General features: G+C 51.4%; 16 protein-coding genes and 1 tRNA gene. 10 read left to right on the top strand and 7 right to left on the bottom strand.

Going from position 1 to position 18058, the window contains the following annotated elements:
* Positions 1-116: 116 nt before the first annotated feature.
* Positions 117-323 carry a gas vesicle structural protein GvpA gene (gene gvpA / locus EKD02_RS08820; RefSeq protein WP_011357441.1) on the bottom strand — a complete coding sequence of 69 codons (207 nt, stop codon included), beginning with the start codon at positions 321-323 and terminating at the stop codon, positions 117-119.
* A 287-nt stretch (positions 324-610) separates the two neighbouring features.
* Between gvpA and EKD02_RS08815 the strand changes: the two genes are divergently transcribed.
* The 6 genes from EKD02_RS08815 to EKD02_RS08795 all read left to right on the top strand — a co-directional run bounded on the left by EKD02_RS08815 (position 611) and on the right by EKD02_RS08795 (position 5487).
* Entirely contained in the window at positions 611-1588 is a 978-nt protein-coding gene (locus EKD02_RS08815; protein ID WP_126385076.1) for a sugar phosphate nucleotidyltransferase, read from the top strand.
* Between the two features lie 32 nt (positions 1589-1620).
* Positions 1621-1743 (top strand): hypothetical protein, encoded by a 123-nt coding sequence (locus tag EKD02_RS10215; RefSeq protein WP_280525331.1) that lies wholly within the window; start codon positions 1621-1623, stop codon positions 1741-1743.
* Between the two features lie 97 nt (positions 1744-1840).
* Positions 1841-3055 (top strand): methionine adenosyltransferase, encoded by a 1215-nt coding sequence (gene metK, locus EKD02_RS08810; protein WP_011890358.1) that lies wholly within the window; start codon positions 1841-1843, stop codon positions 3053-3055.
* A 108-nt stretch (positions 3056-3163) separates the two neighbouring features.
* Positions 3164-4579 carry an adenosylhomocysteinase gene (gene ahcY / locus EKD02_RS08805; RefSeq protein WP_011890359.1) on the top strand — a complete coding sequence of 472 codons (1416 nt, stop codon included), beginning with the start codon at positions 3164-3166 and terminating at the stop codon, positions 4577-4579.
* A 143-nt stretch (positions 4580-4722) separates the two neighbouring features.
* Positions 4723-4797, top strand: a tRNA-Gln gene (locus EKD02_RS08800).
* Between the two features lie 36 nt (positions 4798-4833).
* Positions 4834-5487: a phosphoribosylanthranilate isomerase gene (locus tag EKD02_RS08795; RefSeq protein WP_126341352.1), complete on the top strand. Its 654-nt coding sequence runs from the start codon at positions 4834-4836 to the stop codon at positions 5485-5487.
* On the opposite strand, the gene EKD02_RS08790 is transcribed toward EKD02_RS08795, so the two are convergent.
* Together EKD02_RS08790 and EKD02_RS08785 are read right to left on the bottom strand one after the other, a co-directional pair.
* Entirely contained in the window at positions 5478-6452 is a 975-nt protein-coding gene (locus tag EKD02_RS08790; RefSeq protein ID WP_126385074.1) for an alpha/beta fold hydrolase, read from the bottom strand. The two genes, EKD02_RS08795 and EKD02_RS08790, sit on opposite strands and share 10 nt — an antisense overlap.
* Positions 6453-6565: 113 nt before the next feature.
* A complete protein-coding gene (locus EKD02_RS08785; protein WP_011890362.1) occupies positions 6566-8317 on the bottom strand; it encodes a cation:proton antiporter in 1752 nt (583 codons plus the stop codon).
* A 273-nt stretch (positions 8318-8590) separates the two neighbouring features.
* Between EKD02_RS08785 and EKD02_RS08775 the strand changes: the two genes are divergently transcribed.
* From EKD02_RS08775 to EKD02_RS08760, 4 genes are all read left to right on the top strand, one after another.
* Positions 8591-10300, top strand: a complete 1710-nt coding sequence (locus EKD02_RS08775; protein ID WP_011890363.1) for a SulP family inorganic anion transporter — start codon at positions 8591-8593, stop codon at positions 10298-10300.
* A gap of 131 nt (positions 10301-10431) precedes the next feature.
* Positions 10432-10740: a hypothetical protein gene (locus tag EKD02_RS08770; protein WP_126341349.1), complete on the top strand. Its 309-nt coding sequence runs from the start codon at positions 10432-10434 to the stop codon at positions 10738-10740.
* Between the two features lie 86 nt (positions 10741-10826).
* The gene (locus tag EKD02_RS08765; RefSeq protein WP_126341348.1) at positions 10827-11270 is read left to right on the top strand and encodes a PPC domain-containing DNA-binding protein; all 444 of its coding nucleotides are present in this window, start codon (positions 10827-10829) and stop codon (positions 11268-11270) included.
* Entirely contained in the window at positions 11270-11542 is a 273-nt protein-coding gene (locus EKD02_RS08760) for a hypothetical protein (RefSeq protein WP_011890366.1), read from the top strand. Before EKD02_RS08765 ends, EKD02_RS08760 begins: the two co-directional genes overlap by 1 nt.
* Here EKD02_RS08760 and EKD02_RS08755 read toward each other — a convergent pair.
* Genes EKD02_RS08755 through EKD02_RS08740 form a run of 4 tightly spaced genes read right to left on the bottom strand, consistent with a single transcriptional unit; the run spans position 11533 to position 17966 of the window.
* Entirely contained in the window at positions 11533-12255 is a 723-nt protein-coding gene (locus EKD02_RS08755; RefSeq protein WP_126341346.1) for a M48 family metallopeptidase, read from the bottom strand. The two genes, EKD02_RS08760 and EKD02_RS08755, sit on opposite strands and share 10 nt — an antisense overlap.
* Positions 12252-15515 (bottom strand): SbcC/MukB-like Walker B domain-containing protein, encoded by a 3264-nt coding sequence (locus EKD02_RS08750; RefSeq protein ID WP_126341345.1) that lies wholly within the window; start codon positions 15513-15515, stop codon positions 12252-12254. The genes EKD02_RS08755 and EKD02_RS08750 overlap by 4 nt, the downstream gene beginning before the upstream one ends.
* A 2-nt stretch (positions 15516-15517) precedes the next feature.
* Positions 15518-16600: a virulence RhuM family protein gene (locus EKD02_RS08745; protein ID WP_011890369.1), complete on the bottom strand. Its 1083-nt coding sequence runs from the start codon at positions 16598-16600 to the stop codon at positions 15518-15520.
* Positions 16590-17966: an exonuclease SbcCD subunit D C-terminal domain-containing protein gene (locus tag EKD02_RS08740; RefSeq protein ID WP_126385070.1), complete on the bottom strand. Its 1377-nt coding sequence runs from the start codon at positions 17964-17966 to the stop codon at positions 16590-16592. Before EKD02_RS08740 ends, EKD02_RS08745 begins: the two co-directional genes overlap by 11 nt.
* Positions 17967-18058: the final 92 nt, after the last annotated feature.

The following is an 18058-nucleotide window of genomic DNA, read 5'->3' as shown; positions in this document are numbered from 1 at the left end:
ACGGTCGATAACCTCAACGAGGCTCGATGAACCGATGGTTTTTTCTACTGCCATGATGATCTCCTTTGTTTGTTGTTGTTTGAAAACACAGACCTTTCGGCCTGCTCATTCTTGGCTTACGCAGCCTTTGCGGTCAGTCCGATAGCCTCTGCATACTTCAGGTAGGTCTCGACCGATGCGACCACGACCCTTGCCTCGATGGCGAGGAGCTCGATGCCGACAAGCGACACGCGGACCCATGCGTCAACGACGACACCCTTGTCAAGGATACGGTCGATAACCTCAACGAGGCTCGATGAACCGATGGTTTTTTCTACTGCCATGATGATCTCCTTTGTTTGTTGTTATACACAGAATATATAAAAAATCCATCAACTCGCTCATATGAAAACTTTTTTTTCGCGATTTTAATAACAAAATATACAATACAATATATACCCTATTTGCACGATGCTTCGACATTCAATACGCCGCACCCCGTACTCCCCCGCCCGAAAGCTCCAGCATGTAATCATAGCAGTTCAGTTTTACGCCCCTTTTTAGTAACATGCAGAAGCAATGCAGGCAACTTCTGCCGGCCGAACAATGAACCACGCAAAGAGCAAAACCCATGAAAGCGATCATTCCTGTTGCAGGTGTCGGCTCACGCCTCCGCCCGCATACTTTCTCCCACCCGAAAGTGCTGCTCAACGTTGCGGGAAAACCGATCATCGGCCATATCATGGACAAGCTCATCGCAGCAGGAATCGATGAGGCCATCGTCATCGTCGGCTATCTCGGCGACATGGTCGAGGAGTGGCTGAAAAAACACTATGACATCAAGTTCACCTTCGTCAACCAGCCCGAACGGCTCGGCCTCGCCCACGCCATCTGGATGTGCAGGCCACATATCAAGGACGATGAGCCGCTGCTCATCATTCTGGGCGACACCATTTTTGAGGTAGACCTGCTGCCGGTAATGACAAGCACAACCTCAACACTTGGAGTCAAAGAGGTCGACGATCCGCGGAGGTTCGGCGTGGCCGTCACCAAGGGCGGCAACATCCAGAAGCTTGTTGAAAAACCCGACACTCCTGTCAGCAACCTCGCCATTGTGGGTCTGTATTTCCTTCGGGAGTCCGGCTCCCTGTTCAAAAGCATCGACCATCTGATAGCCAATGAAATCAAAACCAAGGGAGAGTACCAGTTGACCGATGCCCTCCAGCTGATGATCGAGGGCGGGGAAAAGTTCACCGTGTTTCCGGTTCATGGCTGGTACGACTGCGGCAAACCCGAAACACTGCTCTCCACAAACGAGATACTTCTTCAAAAGGGGGGATCAACAAAACAGTACCCCGGATGCATCATCAACGAACCGGTATTCATTGCCCCGAACGCATCTCTTGAAAACGCCATCATCGGCCCCAACACCACCATCGGTGAACATGCCGTCATTGCTGATGCAATCATCAAAGACTCCATCATCGGCAACTACGCAAAAGTCGGCCACATCATGCTCGACAGCTCAATAGTCGGCAACAACGCATGGATCAGCGGCAACCCCCATGAAATAAACATCGGCGACTACTCTGAAATCCGGGTCCGGTGAAAAACGGTTTTTTTTTGCAATCAACAGGGTGAATGCGTACATTAATTACTCTGTTATGCAACAGCATCACCATTATCTATGGACACGGTGCTGCAGACCTTCTGGAAGGAACATGGTTCCAGGGTCTGTCGGAAAGGTTTTCCGTGTCCAGTTGATTTCCCCGCGCAATCCACTCGCCCAAAAAACCGCTCCCTCTTGCATCCCGTATTCCCTTGTTCCTGTTTTTTGTTTAATCAAAACTCATTAGAAAACATGTCACAATCAAGGTATTTCTTTACCTCGGAATCAGTGTCAGAAGGACATCCCGACAAAGTTTCAGATCAGATCTCTGATGCGGTGCTTGACAGTTTCATCAGTCAGGACCCCAATTCACGCGTAGCCTGCGAAACTTTCGTCACCACCGGTCAGGTCATTGTTGGCGGCGAAGTCACAACAACAGGCATTGTCGACATTCAGAAAATCGCCAGAAGGGTCATCACCGAAATCGGTTACACCAAAGGCGAATACATGTTTGATGCAAACTCCTGCGGCGTGCTCTCCGCTCTCCACAGCCAGTCGGCAGATATCAATCGCGGCGTTGACCGCAAAGAAGAAATTGCAGATGAGTTCGATCGCGTCGGCGCCGGCGACCAGGGCATGATGTTCGGATACGCCTGCACCGAAACCCCCGAGCTGATGCCTGCTGCCATCCAGTATGCCCAGCGCCTCGTCAAACTGCTTGCAGAAATTCGCAAAGCGGGCAAAATCATGACCTACCTTCGCCCCGACAGCAAAAGCCAGGTGACGCTTGAGTACATAGATGACAAAGTTGCCCGTGTTGACGCTGTTGTTGTCTCCACACAGCACGATCCCGAACCTGCAGGCATGAGCGAAGCCGAGTTCCAGGCCGTCATCAGAAAAGACATCATCGAGAATGTCATCAACAAAGTCATTCCCGCCGAGCTGCTTGATGCCGACACCAAATTCCACATCAACCCGACCGGCCGTTTCGAAATCGGCGGACCACACGGCGACACAGGACTGACCGGACGCAAGATTATTGTCGACACATACGGCGGTGCAGCCCCCCACGGTGGCGGCGCATTCAGCGGCAAAGATCCTTCGAAGGTTGACCGCAGTGCAGCATACGCTTCACGCCATGTAGCCAAAAACATAGTTGCTGCAGGTCTGGCCGACAAATGCACAGTACAGGTCTCTTATGCAATCGGTGTTGCCCGTCCGGTATCCATCTATATCAACACTCACGATACCGCAAAGCACGGCCTTACTGATGAGCAGATTCAGGAAAAAGCCGAGAAAATCTTCGACCTTCGCCCGCTGGCAATCATCCGTCGCTTCAACCTTGACAAGCCTGAAGGCTGGAGCTATCAGGAAACTGCCGCCTACGGCCACTTCGGTCGCGAGAATTTCCCCTGGGAAAAAACCGAAAAGGTCGAAGAACTGAAAAAAGCCTTCAACCTGGCCTGATTGGCAGTCGATGACCCTTCCGATACACAGAGACCCGCCACAGGCGGGTCCCTGTATTATCACCCAATAAAACTGACAACATTTTCAAACCATTGAGGAAAACAACCAATGACTATCGCAGCCACAGCGCTTGACTACAAGGTAGCAGACATCTCACTTGCCGAATGGGGCAGAAAAGAGATCGACATTGCTGAAAAAGAGATGCCGGGCCTCATGGCCATTCGTAATAAATACAAGGGCCAGAAACCGCTTGCCGGCTCCAGGATTTCCGGTTCACTCCACATGACCATTCAGACCGCGGTGCTGATTGAGACCCTTGTAGAACTCGGAGCCGATGTCAGATGGGCCAGCTGCAACATTTTCTCAACCCAGGACCATGCCGCAGCGGCAATTGCCGTCACAGGCGTCCCGGTGTTCGCATGGAAAGGTGAAAGCCTTGAAGAGTATTGGTGGTGCACCCGCCAGATTCTTGACTTTGGCAACGGACTTGGACCAAACCTCATCGTTGATGACGGTGGTGACGCAACAATGATGATCATTCTCGGCTACAAGGTTGAGAACAATCCCTCAATGTTTGACAAAGGCGGAAGCAATGCCGAGGAAAAAGCTCTCTTTGCCCAGCTGAAATCCATCTATGATGAAGACAGCACCCGCTGGCACAAAGTTGCCGCCGACATGAAGGGTGTTTCCGAAGAAACAACCACCGGTGTTCACCGTCTGTACCATATGATGGAAAAAGGCGAACTGCTCTTCCCCGCCATCAATGTGAACGACTCGGTCACCAAATCAAAGTTCGACAACCTCTACGGCTGCCGCGAGTCACTCGCCGATGGAATCAAGCGTGCAACCGATGTGATGATTGCCGGCAAGGTTGCCGTCGTCCTCGGCTATGGTGATGTTGGCAAAGGCTGCGCACACTCAATGCGTTCTTACGGTGCCCGCGTTATCGTCACTGAAATCGACCCGATCTGTGCACTGCAGGCTGCAATGGAGGGCTTTGAAGTCACCACTATGGACCGTGCCGTCAAAGAGGGAAACATCTTCGTCACCACCACCGGCAACAAGGATGTCATCACCCTTGAGCACATGAAGCAGATGCCCGACGAAGCCATTGTATGCAACATCGGCCACTTCGATAACGAGATTCAGGTTGAGCCGCTCAACGAGTACAAAGGCGCAACCAAACTCAATATCAAGCCTCAGGTTGACAAATACACATTTGAAGACGGTCACTGCATCTACATGCTCGCAGAAGGCCGCCTGGTAAACCTCGGATGCGCCACAGGCCACCCGTCGTTCGTCATGAGCAACTCCTTCACCAACCAGACCCTTGCCCAGATCGAGCTCTGGAAGAACGACTACGAAATCGGCGTCTATCGCCTTCCCAAGGCGCTCGACGAGGAGGTTGCACGACTTCACCTCGAACAGATCGGCGTCAAGCTGACCACACTGTCAAAGGAACAGGCCGACTACATCGGAGTTCCGGTTTCCGGCCCTTACAAGCCCGAACACTACCGTTATTGATTGACAGCTATCCCCCGGGATACGGAAAAGGCAGCCTTTCGGGGCTGCTTTTTTTGTTGATAGATGAATCCGGTTCAGAGGAACGGCAACGCCGGTGCGGTTGTGAATCTCACTGATAATGCGTATAATCAAAACCATTTTGATGGGGCGTCGCCAAGTGGTAAGGCATCGGCCTTTGGAGCCGACATTCGCAGGTTCGAATCCTGCCGCCCCAGCCAAGACCAACCACGCCGGCAATCGCCCGCCATACACACATGACAAGAACGAAAATCTGCGGAATCACCCGTCTCAACGACGCGCTGCACGCCAGCAGTGAAGGAGTCGACGCGCTCGGGTTCAATTTCTCCCGCAAAAGCCCGCGCTCCATCACGCCATCTGCAGCCAAAAAAATTATTGACGAGCTGCCTCCCTTTGTGTCGAAGGTGGGCATTTTCGTTGAACAGTCACCTGCAGAAATTGCAGACATCTGCAGCTACTCGAAAATTGCAGTTGCTCAACTCCACAGCGAGCGCTACAGCGCGGCCGATGCCCGATTCCTCAAGGATATGGTGCAGGTGATCAGGGTTTTCAGGCCAGATGGGTCGTTCAGCCCACAGAGTCTCACACCTTTTGCAGAAGAATCCGGAGTGAGAACTTTTCTTTTTGATGCCTACAAAGAGGGAATGGAGGGTGGAACCGGTGAAGAAATTGAAACCTCAGTCGCAAGACAGATATTTCCAGCTGAAGGCGCACCCTTTTTCAGGGTTCTTGCTGGAGGCCTCAACCCCGGCAATGTAGCTGAAGCCATTCGGCAGTTTCGACCATACGGAGTCGATACGGCCAGCGGAGTTGAAGCGAAGCCGGGAATCAAGGACCCGGAAAAAATATCAGCCTTTCTGCTTGCCGTCAGGCTTGCCAATCAGCCCTGAACCCTGGAACAGGAGGCAAGGTGCTCCAATATCAGCTCTGAAGCGGTTTCCGGCAGCTCAAGCGTAATAAGGTGACCGCATTTGGGAACACTGACAAAACGCCCTTTTCCGGTTATCTCCTGCAGCTTTTTGGCATTTGCCGCAGTCATGATGGAATCCCCCTCACCTGCCACAAAAAGAATCGGAACATTCATTGCCCGAACCATATCAGGAACCGAATCAGTCGTTTTCTTTGAGGCTATGTGCCTGGTGGTCTGTTCAATCGCCTCCGATGCACAAAGCCCGAGGCTTTTGAAGCCTATCAGTATATCATGCTGTGCAACCGTATTCTGTGCAAGCACGAGGCGGGCAAACATGTAGGCGGGAAGCCACCAGGTCAGTTTGCGGAGCATGATGTTGAAAACGAAATTGATGGTATTGGGGGCGAACTCTGCCACAAAATCATTGTTCTCAAGAAAACCGAAATTGAAAAAAGTCATCGAAAGAATCTTCTCCTGGTTCCTTCGCGCATAATCCAGAGCAACAAAGGGGCCGAAAGAAAAGGCGGCTATATGGAATTTTTTCAAATCCAGAGCTGAAACAAGCGCCTCAAGATCGTGCGCAAAAAAGTCAATATGGTAATGGTTTGCAGGGTCATTGTCTGACCAGCCATGGCCGCGCATGTCATAGGCTATGGTACGACAGCCCGCCTCATTCAGATTTTTGATCACATGGTGCCACCACATCCACCAGCAGTCCCAGCCATGAATCAGCACAACCGTCTCGGCAGCGTCCCGGGGACCGGAATCATGATAATGGTGCACAACACCGTTCAATTCCACAAAATGGCTGTTTTCCATCAGGGAAAGCTCATATTCAGCCCGTCGGGCGTCTGCCATGTTTGACGATGCCTGTTTGGCAAGCAGTTCATCCCTGTAAGCGGAGAACTTGGAGGTTCTGGCAGCGGAGTGGGTAATTGATGACATGAGGGTATCTGGCTAGATTTGAAGAAACCCATTGAGCGGTGTTGGCGCAACGGCTCTATTACATAATATAATCTTATTACCGCCTTTTCCCTGCCCCCCTGGATGATCCTCCTTCAGGAGAGCTTTGAAGAGTGTCGGAAAATCTTTTCACACTCGCGTCTGATAATCTCCTGCTGCTGCAGAATAAGCTCGGGGTCAACCGTAAAGTGGTTGAGCAGCTGCGAGAAAATCTGGATCGATGTCTCGAATTTCTCCGTAACAACCACATCAGCACCAGCTGCATAGAGCTCGTCAATTCGGTCCAGAGTCCTTGAACGCACAACAATGAACGCCTTGGGGTTGACCTGGCGTATCATGGGAATACTTTTGCGTATGGCAGTTTTATCGGAAATGCTCAGAACAACAGCCCGCGCATGGTCAACACCGGCCCGAAGCAGCGACTTGCGCTCCATGCAGTCGCCATAATAGATTGGCTCCCCTTTCCGACGCATGGCCCGCACCAGTTCGCGATCAATTTCAAGCACGGAGTAGGAAATGTTCGTAGCATGGAGCACAGCGGCTACATTCTGGCCGTTCACCCCGAACCCGATAAGAGCTGCGTGGATTTCCCCTGCACAGATAATGGCGCTGTCTGCAGGCTTTACAGAGGCAAGAGGGGCATCCGGCGAAACCAGCGGAATAAAACCAAGCGCCGGAGCCACCTGTTCAGCAAATCTTGGGGCAATGGCAATCATTGCAGGAGTAACAATCATGGTCACCACAATGATGGCCAGCATTGCCTGAAACACCTCATCGTTTATCACATTGTTGCGCAGTCCGCTTTCCGCCAGCACAAACGAAAATTCCCCTATCTGCGCCAGGGCCATACCGGCCATCAGGCTGACCCGCAGCGAATTCCCCAGAACAAGGGAAACAATAGCGACAAGAAGCCCCTTGACAAGCAGAACCACAAGAGCAATCAGTGCGAAAAAAGGGAGATCGATCATCTTCACATCAAGCAAAAGTCCGACGGATATAAAAAAGATGCTGGTAAAGGCTTCGCGGAAAGGGTCTATGGTGAGGCTGATCTGATGGCTTTCATCGGTACTGGCAATAACCATACCCGCAACAAAAGACCCCAGAGCCAGCGAGAGACCCGCAAGTGAGGTCAGGTATGCCGCACCGAAACAGATGACGAGCGCACCAATAACAAGAACCTCCCTTGCATGCAGAGACGCTATGATGCGCACCATTTTGGGCATCAGCAGGCGGAACCCCATAAAAATGCCGGAGGCAAAAAGAACAATGAAACCAACTTTACGGAACACCATCTCGAACGATGGAGCAGCCTCTGGATTGAGGAAACTGATGCCGATAATCAAAGGCACAATGGCAAGATCCTGAAAAATCAGAATACCGAGCGCAATGCGTCCATGAGGAAGATCAAGCTCATCACGGTCAGTAAGAATCTTCAGGCAGATTGCCGTACTGCTCACTGAAAATGCAAACCCAAGAAAAACTGAAGCCGAGGTACTGATGCCATGGCCAATGGCCTGCATGAACCAGAACGCAAGAAAACTGATTGCCATGCCGGTAAACACAATCTGCACAACACCGCCAATCAGCACAACACGCTTCAACCGCTTCAGGTCATCAAGCGAAAACTCGAGACCTATGGTAAACAACAGCAGTACAACACCAAGCTCAGCGAGTGTTGAAATCAGCTTTTCGTCGTACACAACTCCTATTCCCGACGGCCCAAGAAGAATACCGGTAAAAATCAGTCCGATCACCGGCGGAATCTTCATGCGCTGGAAAATCAGGATGATGGCAACAGCCATGGCACCGATCAGAACCAACTCACCGAGAAAATCGAATTCGTGCATAACTGTTTTGCCTTTGTAAGAAAAGAAGATGCGGGAGAACAACACCTATAAATAGGTAGCGTTTCCAGAGGGAAATACCAACAACTTTCAACGCATGCCCCCCCATTAGCGCCAGCATTTCATCCGTCCGGGATAAAAAACCATAATCCACAAGCTGAAAACTGTTGCCTGTATTGATAAAAGGCGTCAAAAAAAGTATATAGATATCCATTCCGCACCGAAGCACTACCATCTCTGGCAGAGCGGTTCCCGTTCATTCTTTTTCTTTCAGCCATGTTCAAGCCAAAGTTCTTCACTGTTCTTCCCGAGCTCACCGCCCCGCAAATAGGCCGTGATGTCGTTGCCGGCATACTGGTAGGCATAGTGGCCCTGCCGCTTGCAATCGCGTTTGCCATCGCTTCAGGCGTCTCCCCTGAAAAAGGGTTGATTACCGCTGTCATCGGCGGATTCCTCATTTCATTTCTCGGAGGCAGCCGCGTCCAGATAGGGGGACCCACTGGAGCCTTCATCGTCATTCTCTACGGCATTGTGCAGCAATACGGCATCAACGGCCTTATGGTGGCAACAATGATGGCGGGCGTCATCCTGATGATGATGGGCTTTGCCCAATTCGGCTCTCTGATCAAATTCATACCCTATCCGGTTATCGTCGGCTTCACCAGCGGCATTGCCGTTATCATCTTTTCCTCCCAAATCAAGGACCTGCTTGGGCTTGATATTGTCAAAGTACCGGCAGACTTCATTGAAAAATGGCGCCTCTATGCCAACCTCATCTCCACCCTCAACCCATTCAGCGCCCTTACCGGCGGACTTGCACTGTTCATCATCGCCATCTGGCCAAAAGTCTCACGAAAGATACCCGGCTCAATAGTAGCGCTCATCATCACAACAGTCCTCGTACAGTCCATGCACTGGAATGTTCCGACCATTGCATCCGAGTTCGGGAAAATTCCCTCCTCCATCCCTCCGCCTTCATTTCCGGTTTTCGACCTGCAGACAGTCCGCCAGCTTATCATGCCGGCAACAACCATTGCCCTGCTTGGAGCTATTGAAGCACTGCTTTCAGCCGTCGTTGCCGATGGCATGATAGGCTCACGCCACAAATCCAATATGGAACTGATCGCACAGGGAGCAGCCAACATCATCACCCCCCTCTTCGGAGGAATACCCGTAACAGGCGCCATTGCCCGAACCGCCACAAACATCAAAAACGGCGGAAGAACACCGATTGCCGGTATAGTTCATGCACTCACGCTTCTGCTTATCATGCTGCTGTTCGGCCAATGGGCAAAGCTGATTCCCATGCCCGCACTTGCAGCGATTCTCATTGTCGTTGCATGGAACATGGGAGAGTTCCATGTGTTCCGTCAGTTGATGAAAAGCCCGAAAAGCGATGTCATCGTCCTCCTCACAACATTCAGCCTCACCGTGGTGTTTGATTTGACGATTGCCATTGAAATCGGCATGCTGCTTGCCGTCATACTCTTCATGCGCCGCATGGCCGAACTCTCCAATGTTGGCATTATCACCGGAGAACTCAAAGACCGGGACGAAGAAGACGACCCGAACACCATTGTTACCAGAAGCGTGCCTGAAGGGGTTGAGGTATTTGAAATCAGCGGCCCGTTCTTTTTTGGAGCCGTGGCAAAGTTCCGGGACGCAATGCATCTCCTCGAAAAATCCCCACAGATCCGCATTATCAGAATGCGTCAGGTGCTCTCCATTGACGCCACCGGGCTGAACATGGTCAAAGAGATGCAGCGGGAAAGCCGGAAAGCCGGCTCACACCTTATTCTATCCGGCGTTCATGCTCAACCGCTCTTTGCACTCCAGCAGTACGGTCTGGCCGACGAGATTGGTGAAGAGAACATTTTCGGAAACATCGACGATGCGCTCGACAAAGCCCGGGAGATGCTCGGAATGAAAAAAGAGGTGCGGACACGAAGCTTTGTTCCATCAGTGGAGAGGGAAAAACAATCATGAAGAATTCGCAAATTCATCTTAAATATTATTGCCGGAAATAATATTTATCTTACTTTTTGAACTAATAAGACCCAATAGCCGTAATAATACTTGCGAACTCTGACAACAGACTCATATATCCGGAGAGAACCATGAACATACCATTCCGCCCGCTCGGACCACTGATGCAGCTTCTTGAAGAGCTTGGACATGAAGTGACCTATGCATACGATGATCTCGTTTTCATCAACAACAACGATTTCCTGATCCAGTTCGCCTCGTCCGGGCCTGAACTGCACCTCTTCTTCAATCACGACTGCAACAAAAACACTGCATCCGGGATTGAAGAGAGCATCATCCCCGCAGCCGACAGCAAGGGACTTTCCATCATACGGAAGGGGAAGTACAAGCTGGTTGGAGAGCAGGATGAAACCATGCAGCTTCACTTTTTTGACGCCTGAGGGCTGCAGGGAGTTTTTGAGCTGTTGTTCGGGGTTGCGTACATTGACTTAAAGAAAGGCTCTCAACGAACACAATTGCAACAGCAATGAAATACTCCGAAGCCCGACCGGGCAGAACCTTTGTCATCCGGCTTGAGGATGGGGAGAGTGTGCACGAAACACTTGAGGCATTTGCCGCCGAACAAGGCGTTCAGCGGGCATCACTGACGGTACTGGGAGGAGCAGACAAGGGCAGCCGGCTTGTAGTGGGGCCTGAAGAGAGCCGCGCAGCAGTCATCAACCCTATGACCCTTGAGCTCTATGACGCTCATGAAATAACCGGGACCGGCACCATTTTTCCCAATGCAGATGGCAGGCCGATACTCCATCTGCATATTGCATGCGGCCGTGAAGAGAATTCAGTCACCGGATGTGCACGGGCCGGAGTCAAAGTATGGCATGTGATGGAAGTGGTCATGACAGAACTGCTCCAGAACGAGGCAAAACGCTTGCCGGACGCTGCAACCGGGTTTGAGCTGCTCATTCCCTGATGGATTTTCTCGCTGACACACTCTGGTGGCTGACCCTGGCAATAGCTTCATGCGGTGCTGCGCTGCCGGCCATTTTCCGCACGCTGCGTCCCCGGGCAGTTGTTCCGGCAACACTCATATGGGCGGGAGCCATCACTGCCACAGCAATCCTCTACGGCACTGCCGCAACGCTTACCTCCATAGCGCTCTCTGTAGCCATGGGCGCACTCCTTCTCGGCATCACCATATTCTTCAGCGGAATCAAAGGGATGGCCAACAGCCGCTACAGGTAATGCCCGCTCACCCAGCCGGGCACATATTTCCAGGCATCGCGCATTGCGCGATCATGCTGGCGAAAATCAGGATCGTGGCGTTGCACCAGCCGCCAGAAAGAGCCTGAATGGTTCATTTCAGCCGTATGGCAGAGCTCATGCGTCATAATGTAGCGGGCAAGCTCCGGAGGAAGAAACAACAGTTTTGTGTTCAGGGTTATTCTCCCCCGACCTGAACAGCTTCCCCATCGGGATTTCTGCAGCCTCACTCCTGCTGAGGCATACCGCAGGCCAAGAGCCCGAGAGCGTTCTTCAAGCATTGGCAAAAGAATGACCGCCGCCCTTTTACGCAGCCACAACAGCAGATGTTCGCGAGCGTCGTCACGCCGGGCATCCTCAACCGGAAGCAGAACGGAACTGCCCCCATCCCCATTTCTTTCAACACGCTTTCTGAGTGCGGGATCATACTCCACACGCCACTCCTCTCCCACAGAGCGGAACACAACAGAAGAGGGCAGACCACAAGGCAGCAACGGATGCTCATCAGGCTGCTGGCGTTCCAGACGCCCTGCTGCGCGCCGAATCCACTCCTCATAACGCTTAAGAAGAACAGGAATCTGCTTCCGGTCATACCCCTCAGGAACCACAACAACCAGCCCTTCGCGGGGCACCATTTTCAGGCGAGCATACTTTGAGCGGCGACTGACCTTGAGGGTATAGGAAATGTCGCTCATGCCCTCTCTTCTCCTGCCTTCACAGAGGAACAGCCAGGCCCCTTGAGGATACTTTTCCCGCCCGACTGCGGCAGAATTGCAATACGCGTGCTGATGCGCTCCTTGAGCGCAGGCACATGTGATATGACTCCTATCAGCTTGCCATCCTGCTGAAGTCCTGACAAGGTTTCAAGAGCAGTTTCCAGCGTTTCTTCATCCAGAGTACCGAAGCCCTCGTCAAGGAACAGGGAGTCCACGCGCACTTTCCGGCTGGCCATTTTTGACAGCCCCAGTGCAAGCGTCAGGCTCACAATGAAACTCTCACCGCCCGAAAGGTTTCTGGTCGAACGGATTTCACCGCCCTGATAATCATCAACAACATTCAGCTCCAGAGGCTGCTGTTCATCACGAATCAGCAGATAGCGATCAGTCATTTTTTCCAGCTGTCTGTTGGCGTGGGAAACCATCAACTCAAAGGTCAGCCCCTGAGCAAAGTTGCGATATTTTTTCCCGTCAGCTGAACCGATAAGGCCATGCAGCCGCTCCCAGCGATGACACTCCTTTTTCCGGGCCTCGATGACCAACTGTTTATCTTGTATACGCTCTTTGGCCACCGTGTTCTCGTTCAGCTTGTAATTGAGGCCCGCAATACTATTGCGCAATTCTTTCAGGGATTCCTCATATTCTTTGAACCCTGACTCCAGCTCCTCAAGCGTTTTATCCGTGAGCTTTTTGGAGACCTCCTTGGCCAGACGCGTCTCCTGGTCTTTTTGCCTGGCATTGAGCTCTGTCCCTTCATTATCCAGCTCCCTGGCCCGGGAGGATAAAGATTCCCGCTCTTCATGAGGCAGCCGGGCTTCGAGGAAGGATTTCTCATCTGCAAAGCCTGCCGGAGTCAGAGCTGCTGAAAAGTCCGCTTCCGCTTTTACCAGTTCAGGCGTTCTTTGCAGGGTGCGCTTCTTCAGGACTTCAATATGGGTCTTGGCCGTTGTCAGGTTCTGTTGAAGCCCGGTGTTCAACTCTCTGGATTTTTTCTCGGCTTTTTCAGCGTCGGCAATGGCTTTGTTCAGTCGGACTTCTTCCTCATCAGGCTTTTTGTCGCCATACAATTGCTTTCGCTCTTCTCTGCCGTCTGCCAGTTCCTTTTTCAGTCGCTCCAGAGTTTCCCGCTTTTCAGTGAGAGCCTTGACCTGCGTATCAATCACGGCATCAAGACGCTTCACCTCGCTGTTGATGTCAGCAATCTGTTTTTCGATGTCGGTCTTTAGTTTTGCCTGTTCCTGCCATAATTGGATTTTTGATTTCAGATGACGGATTGCGGATTGCGGATCTGCGCAATCAATGCTGTATCCCAAGGGCTCAAGCTTTTGTGTTATGGCAAGCTTGAGTTCATCAAAGCCGGCTTGAAGCTTTGTGAGGGCATCCTTCAATTCCGTGAGCGTTTTTTCTGCAGCCTTCTTGTTATTGGCGGCTTCGGTTTCCAGCTTCTCACTGTCATTCAGATTTTTACGGGCGGTGGTTTCCGCCTGTTCCAGTTTTTTGATGGCCGCTTCCTGTTCGTCAGCCTTGTCGATCAGCCTGGTCAGTGATTTTATCTTTTGCTCGATCTCATCGGGAACCCGAACATTACCCTCGGCAAAAGGATGCTCGGTCGAACCACAGAGTGGACAGGGCTTGCCGTCTTCCAGTTTAGCCCGGTGGTCTTCAAGCTCCTCAATTTTCCTGATGAAAGCCATTTCACGAAGAAGTGTTTCCTTCTCGGCGCGATACTCCCGGAGCAGTTTGTCACCCAGCAATTGGCTCAGAGCACCCTTGCCTTGCTGAAGATTTTTTCCGGCGGTCTCCAGCTCCTGTTTCTTGAGCCCACATTGCCTGGATGCTTCCTCCAGTTTCTTTGCGGAATCTGCTACGGCAGTATCGGCTTTTTTGAGATCGGCTTCTTTCTGCGTAATCTCCTGCTGTTTGGCGAGCAGGTTGCCGAGTTGTTCTTCAACACCGGCCAGTCCACTGATCAGCCATTCATCCCGCGCATTTTCTTTGAGGTACAGCTCTGCGGCCTCCAGTGTTTTCTCTGCGGCGGTCCGTTTTTCCAGCTCCTTCACCCGGGTCTGCTTTTCGATCTCAACCTTTGCGGCCTCCTTGGCACAGGCATCAGCGCCTTCCGATACAGCCTTTGTCTGTTCCGAAATCTTTTGATCCAGTGACCGGATTTTCTGGATAAGCGGGGCTGCCGTTTTCAGCTCCTCTTTGGTTTTGAGGGTGAACTGCTCGGAAGCCCGGAGAGTCTCAGCTTGTGCGTTTGCAGATGTTTCAATTTCAGGAAGTGCTGCTTCATCCGTTTTCAAGTCCATCTGATCGTCAGCCTGCTGTTTACGGAGGGATGTTACGCTCACATAGGTTCCGTCCAGTGATGCAGCCCTGGTGGCTTGTTCAAGTTTGGCCCGTTCCGGTTTGAACGCTTCAGTATCAGTCTTCAGTTTGGCGACTTCATCCGTAAGGCTGAGGATCTCCTTTTTCAGACCCTCAATAGTGTTAAGCCAGTTCATTGCCCTGCCTGTTTCGGCTGCTATAGCGGCAAGTTCAGTCTCCTGCTTCTGCCTGGCCGCAAGGTCATCCTGAATTTCCTTTTCCTGTTCCAGCTCAAGAATCACGATGCCGGAGGTTTCAGCGTTCAGGATGTTCAGCTTTTCCCGCTCATCACGCTGGCGCTCGTGAACACGGCGGGAAATGTCCGAATAAATCTCCGTGCCGGTAATCTGCTCCAGAATCTTTGATTTCTGCTCGACATCAGCTTTAAGGAAAGTATCGAAGCCGCCCTGAGCCAGCAGGATTGAGCGGGTGAAACGGTCGAAGTCCATCCCGGTTTTTTCTTCAATGACCGCTCCGACAAGACTCTTCTTAGTCTCGATTGGTTTACCGGTAGCATCGTCCGCAATCTGGTGCTCCTGATCCTGAAGTTTTCCCTCAGCCCTTTTCCGCGCACGGCGCTGCTCCCAATGGCAACGGAACCGCCCGGCCCGGGATTCAAACAATACCTCTGCATAGCACTCACCTGTCTGGCGCGACATGATCTCATTCCCGCTCCCCGTAATTTTCCCAAGCCGCGGTGTCGCCCCATACAAAGCAAGGCAGATGGCATCAAGAATCGTCGACTTGCCCGCACCAGTCGGCCCGGTCAGGGCAAATATCCCATTGGACACATATTCGGGATCGGCAAAATCAATAAGCCACTCACCGTAGAGGGAGTTGAGATTCTTAAATCGGAGTTCAAGGATTTTCATAATTATTCAACCGCAGACTCCCCCAGATTTTTCTTAGAAGAAGATTCAATTTGTTTAACTGCTTTGTCGAAATCGCTGAGTTCTTTTTTGGATGTACTCAGACGATTTACATGGAATTTTTCATACTGATCTTCCGCCAGTTGTTTTGCCATATCATGAGAGATTTTACCGGCATGATTGAGAATATCCCGGTCATTTAGGGTCATGAAACTATCCAGCTTTTGAATCCAGTCATTCATGTGCATGGGAACGCGGCGCATGGCCTGCCCCTGAGCAAAGATGAGATATTGCTCGACGAGATTGTTGAGTGCGGCAAGTTCGGCTTCGTTTAGATAGTTCTTCGCCGTCGTTATATCCTGCTTGCGAACTTTTGCGCCACGGTAATTGGTCAGCCCCATGTTCGGCTTTTCAGCATCGGCCCTCGAATGGATGATTTCAGCAGCCGTTTGGCCGGTAATGGCCCAGTGCATCTTGTTCTGAACCGTCTTGAAAAACTCAATGCTGATATCCATCGTCGGGTCGTAGTCGATACTGGTGGCGTAAATATCCGTAATTTTCTGATAGAATCGACGTTCAGATGTCCGAATATCCTGAATGCGTCGTTCAAGTTCTTCGAAATAATCAAACGGCAAATCTGGGTTCTTCAGACGTTCATCATCCAGCACAAACCCTTTTTTGATGAACTCGGTCAGTTTTTGTGTAGCCCAAATGCGAAAGCGGGTCGCCACATGGCTTTTTATCCGGTACCCGACAGAAATAATCATGTCCAGGTTGTAGTAGTCCAGAAGGCGTTTGACCTCCCGATTTCCCTCTGATCGAACTGTCAAGTATTTCTTGACAGTTGCCTCCGACACAAGCTCACCTTCCTCGTAAATGTTTTGAATGTGGAGACTTATGTTCTGCTTGGTCGTTTGAAACAGGTCCGCCATCAGCTGCTGCGTCAACCAAACCGATTCATCTTCAAACCGCACATCCAGCTTCAGTTTGCCGTCTTCGGCCTTATAAACCAAAAACTGCCCTTTGGCGGGTTCCAATCCGTGATCATCGGGATTTAACGGTGGCTCTTTTTTTGAATTATTCGGCATTTACATCTTCCTCCCGCAAATCCTTGATTATTTCGTTGTAGGAGACCGTCAATTCCACCCGGTCTTCATCGGGTACCTCAAAGGCATCCAGACAGCGGGTGAATACATCCCCGGCATCCAGATCATCGAGGGTTTCATCTTCGGCAATCGTACTCATTACCCGCTCCATGACTCGCCTGTTTTTGATCCGGCGGATTTCCATGGCAGAGTCAACCATGGCCTCATCGAGCATCTCGCGCAGGTTGCTGATGATATCGCTGCCGGTGTATTCAATCTCAAGCCATGCAGAGCTTTCTTCCTTTTTGAGTTCCTCCAGCTTGGCATGGATATCATCCAGCGATCCGACAATGCGGACCAGCTCCTGAAAACACGGAATGTTTTTTTCGGTTATCCGCAGATTGCGCGGATTTCCACAGATTTCTTTTTGTGTCTTTTCATCTGCGGCCATCTGCGAAATCTGCGGACTGAACTCTATGAGCACAACCTTCTTTTCCTGAGTCGCCTCACCATAGCCCATCGGAATAGGCGAACCACAGTAGCGGATGTGCTCCGCACTTCCGACCGCCTGAGGAACATGCAGATGCCCGAGGGCAAGGTAATCGATTGACGAAGGGAAAACCTCCTCACCGACATGCGCCAGCGATCCCACATAAAGCTCCCGGACACCATCACCGTCAACGGTTTTTCCGCCTGCCGTGAAGAGGTGGCCCATGGCGATTATCGGGATATATTTATCCGCAGATTGCGCTGATTCTCGCAGATGATTTCTTTTTGTTTCTGCCAACTCAACGACCGCTTCATAATGCGCCTTAAGTCCCTCGACCAGCTTCCGGTTCTTGTCGTCGATTGTCTCCCCCGGTTCAACGGTTCTAATATCTTTATCTCTCAAATACGGGACTGCGCAAATAATCGCATCAACATTATCCGCAGATTGCGCAGATTCCCCTAGATTATTTTGTTTTGTTTTTTTATCTGCGTCCATCTGCGAAATCTGCGGATTATTCTTCAACACAATCAATTCATCCGCCGGATCATCAGTCATGGAACCGACCACATACACATTCAGGGCACGCAGCAGTTCCTTCGGGGCATTCAGAAATGACGGCGAATCGTGGTTCCCGGCAACGACCACAACATGACGGCAGCAGGATGCAGCCACACGGCAAAGGAAGCGATAGTAAAGCTCCTGCGCCCGGTTGCTGGGCGTGCTGGTATCGAACACATCACCGGCAACCAGCAGGGCATCGACCTTTTCATCTTCAATGGTCTGAATCAGCCAATCCAGAAACGCAGCAAACTCAGCGTAACGCTTCCGTCCATAAAGAGAACGACCCAAATGCCAGTCAGAGGTATGGAGAAATTTCATTGGTATCAATCAGCGTCATAAAAACAGCACACCCATAAAGCATTGCCTACAGCACACCCAATATCCACCCCTCCAGCTGCGCCTCATGATAC

It is taken from the genome of Chlorobium phaeovibrioides, from assembly GCF_003968655.1.
In the GTDB taxonomy this organism is placed as follows: Bacteria; Bacteroidota; Chlorobiia; order Chlorobiales; family Chlorobiaceae; genus Chlorobium; species Chlorobium phaeovibrioides.
Note: the sequence above shows the minus strand (reverse complement) of the source record. Positions and strands in the feature narration are given on the sequence as shown.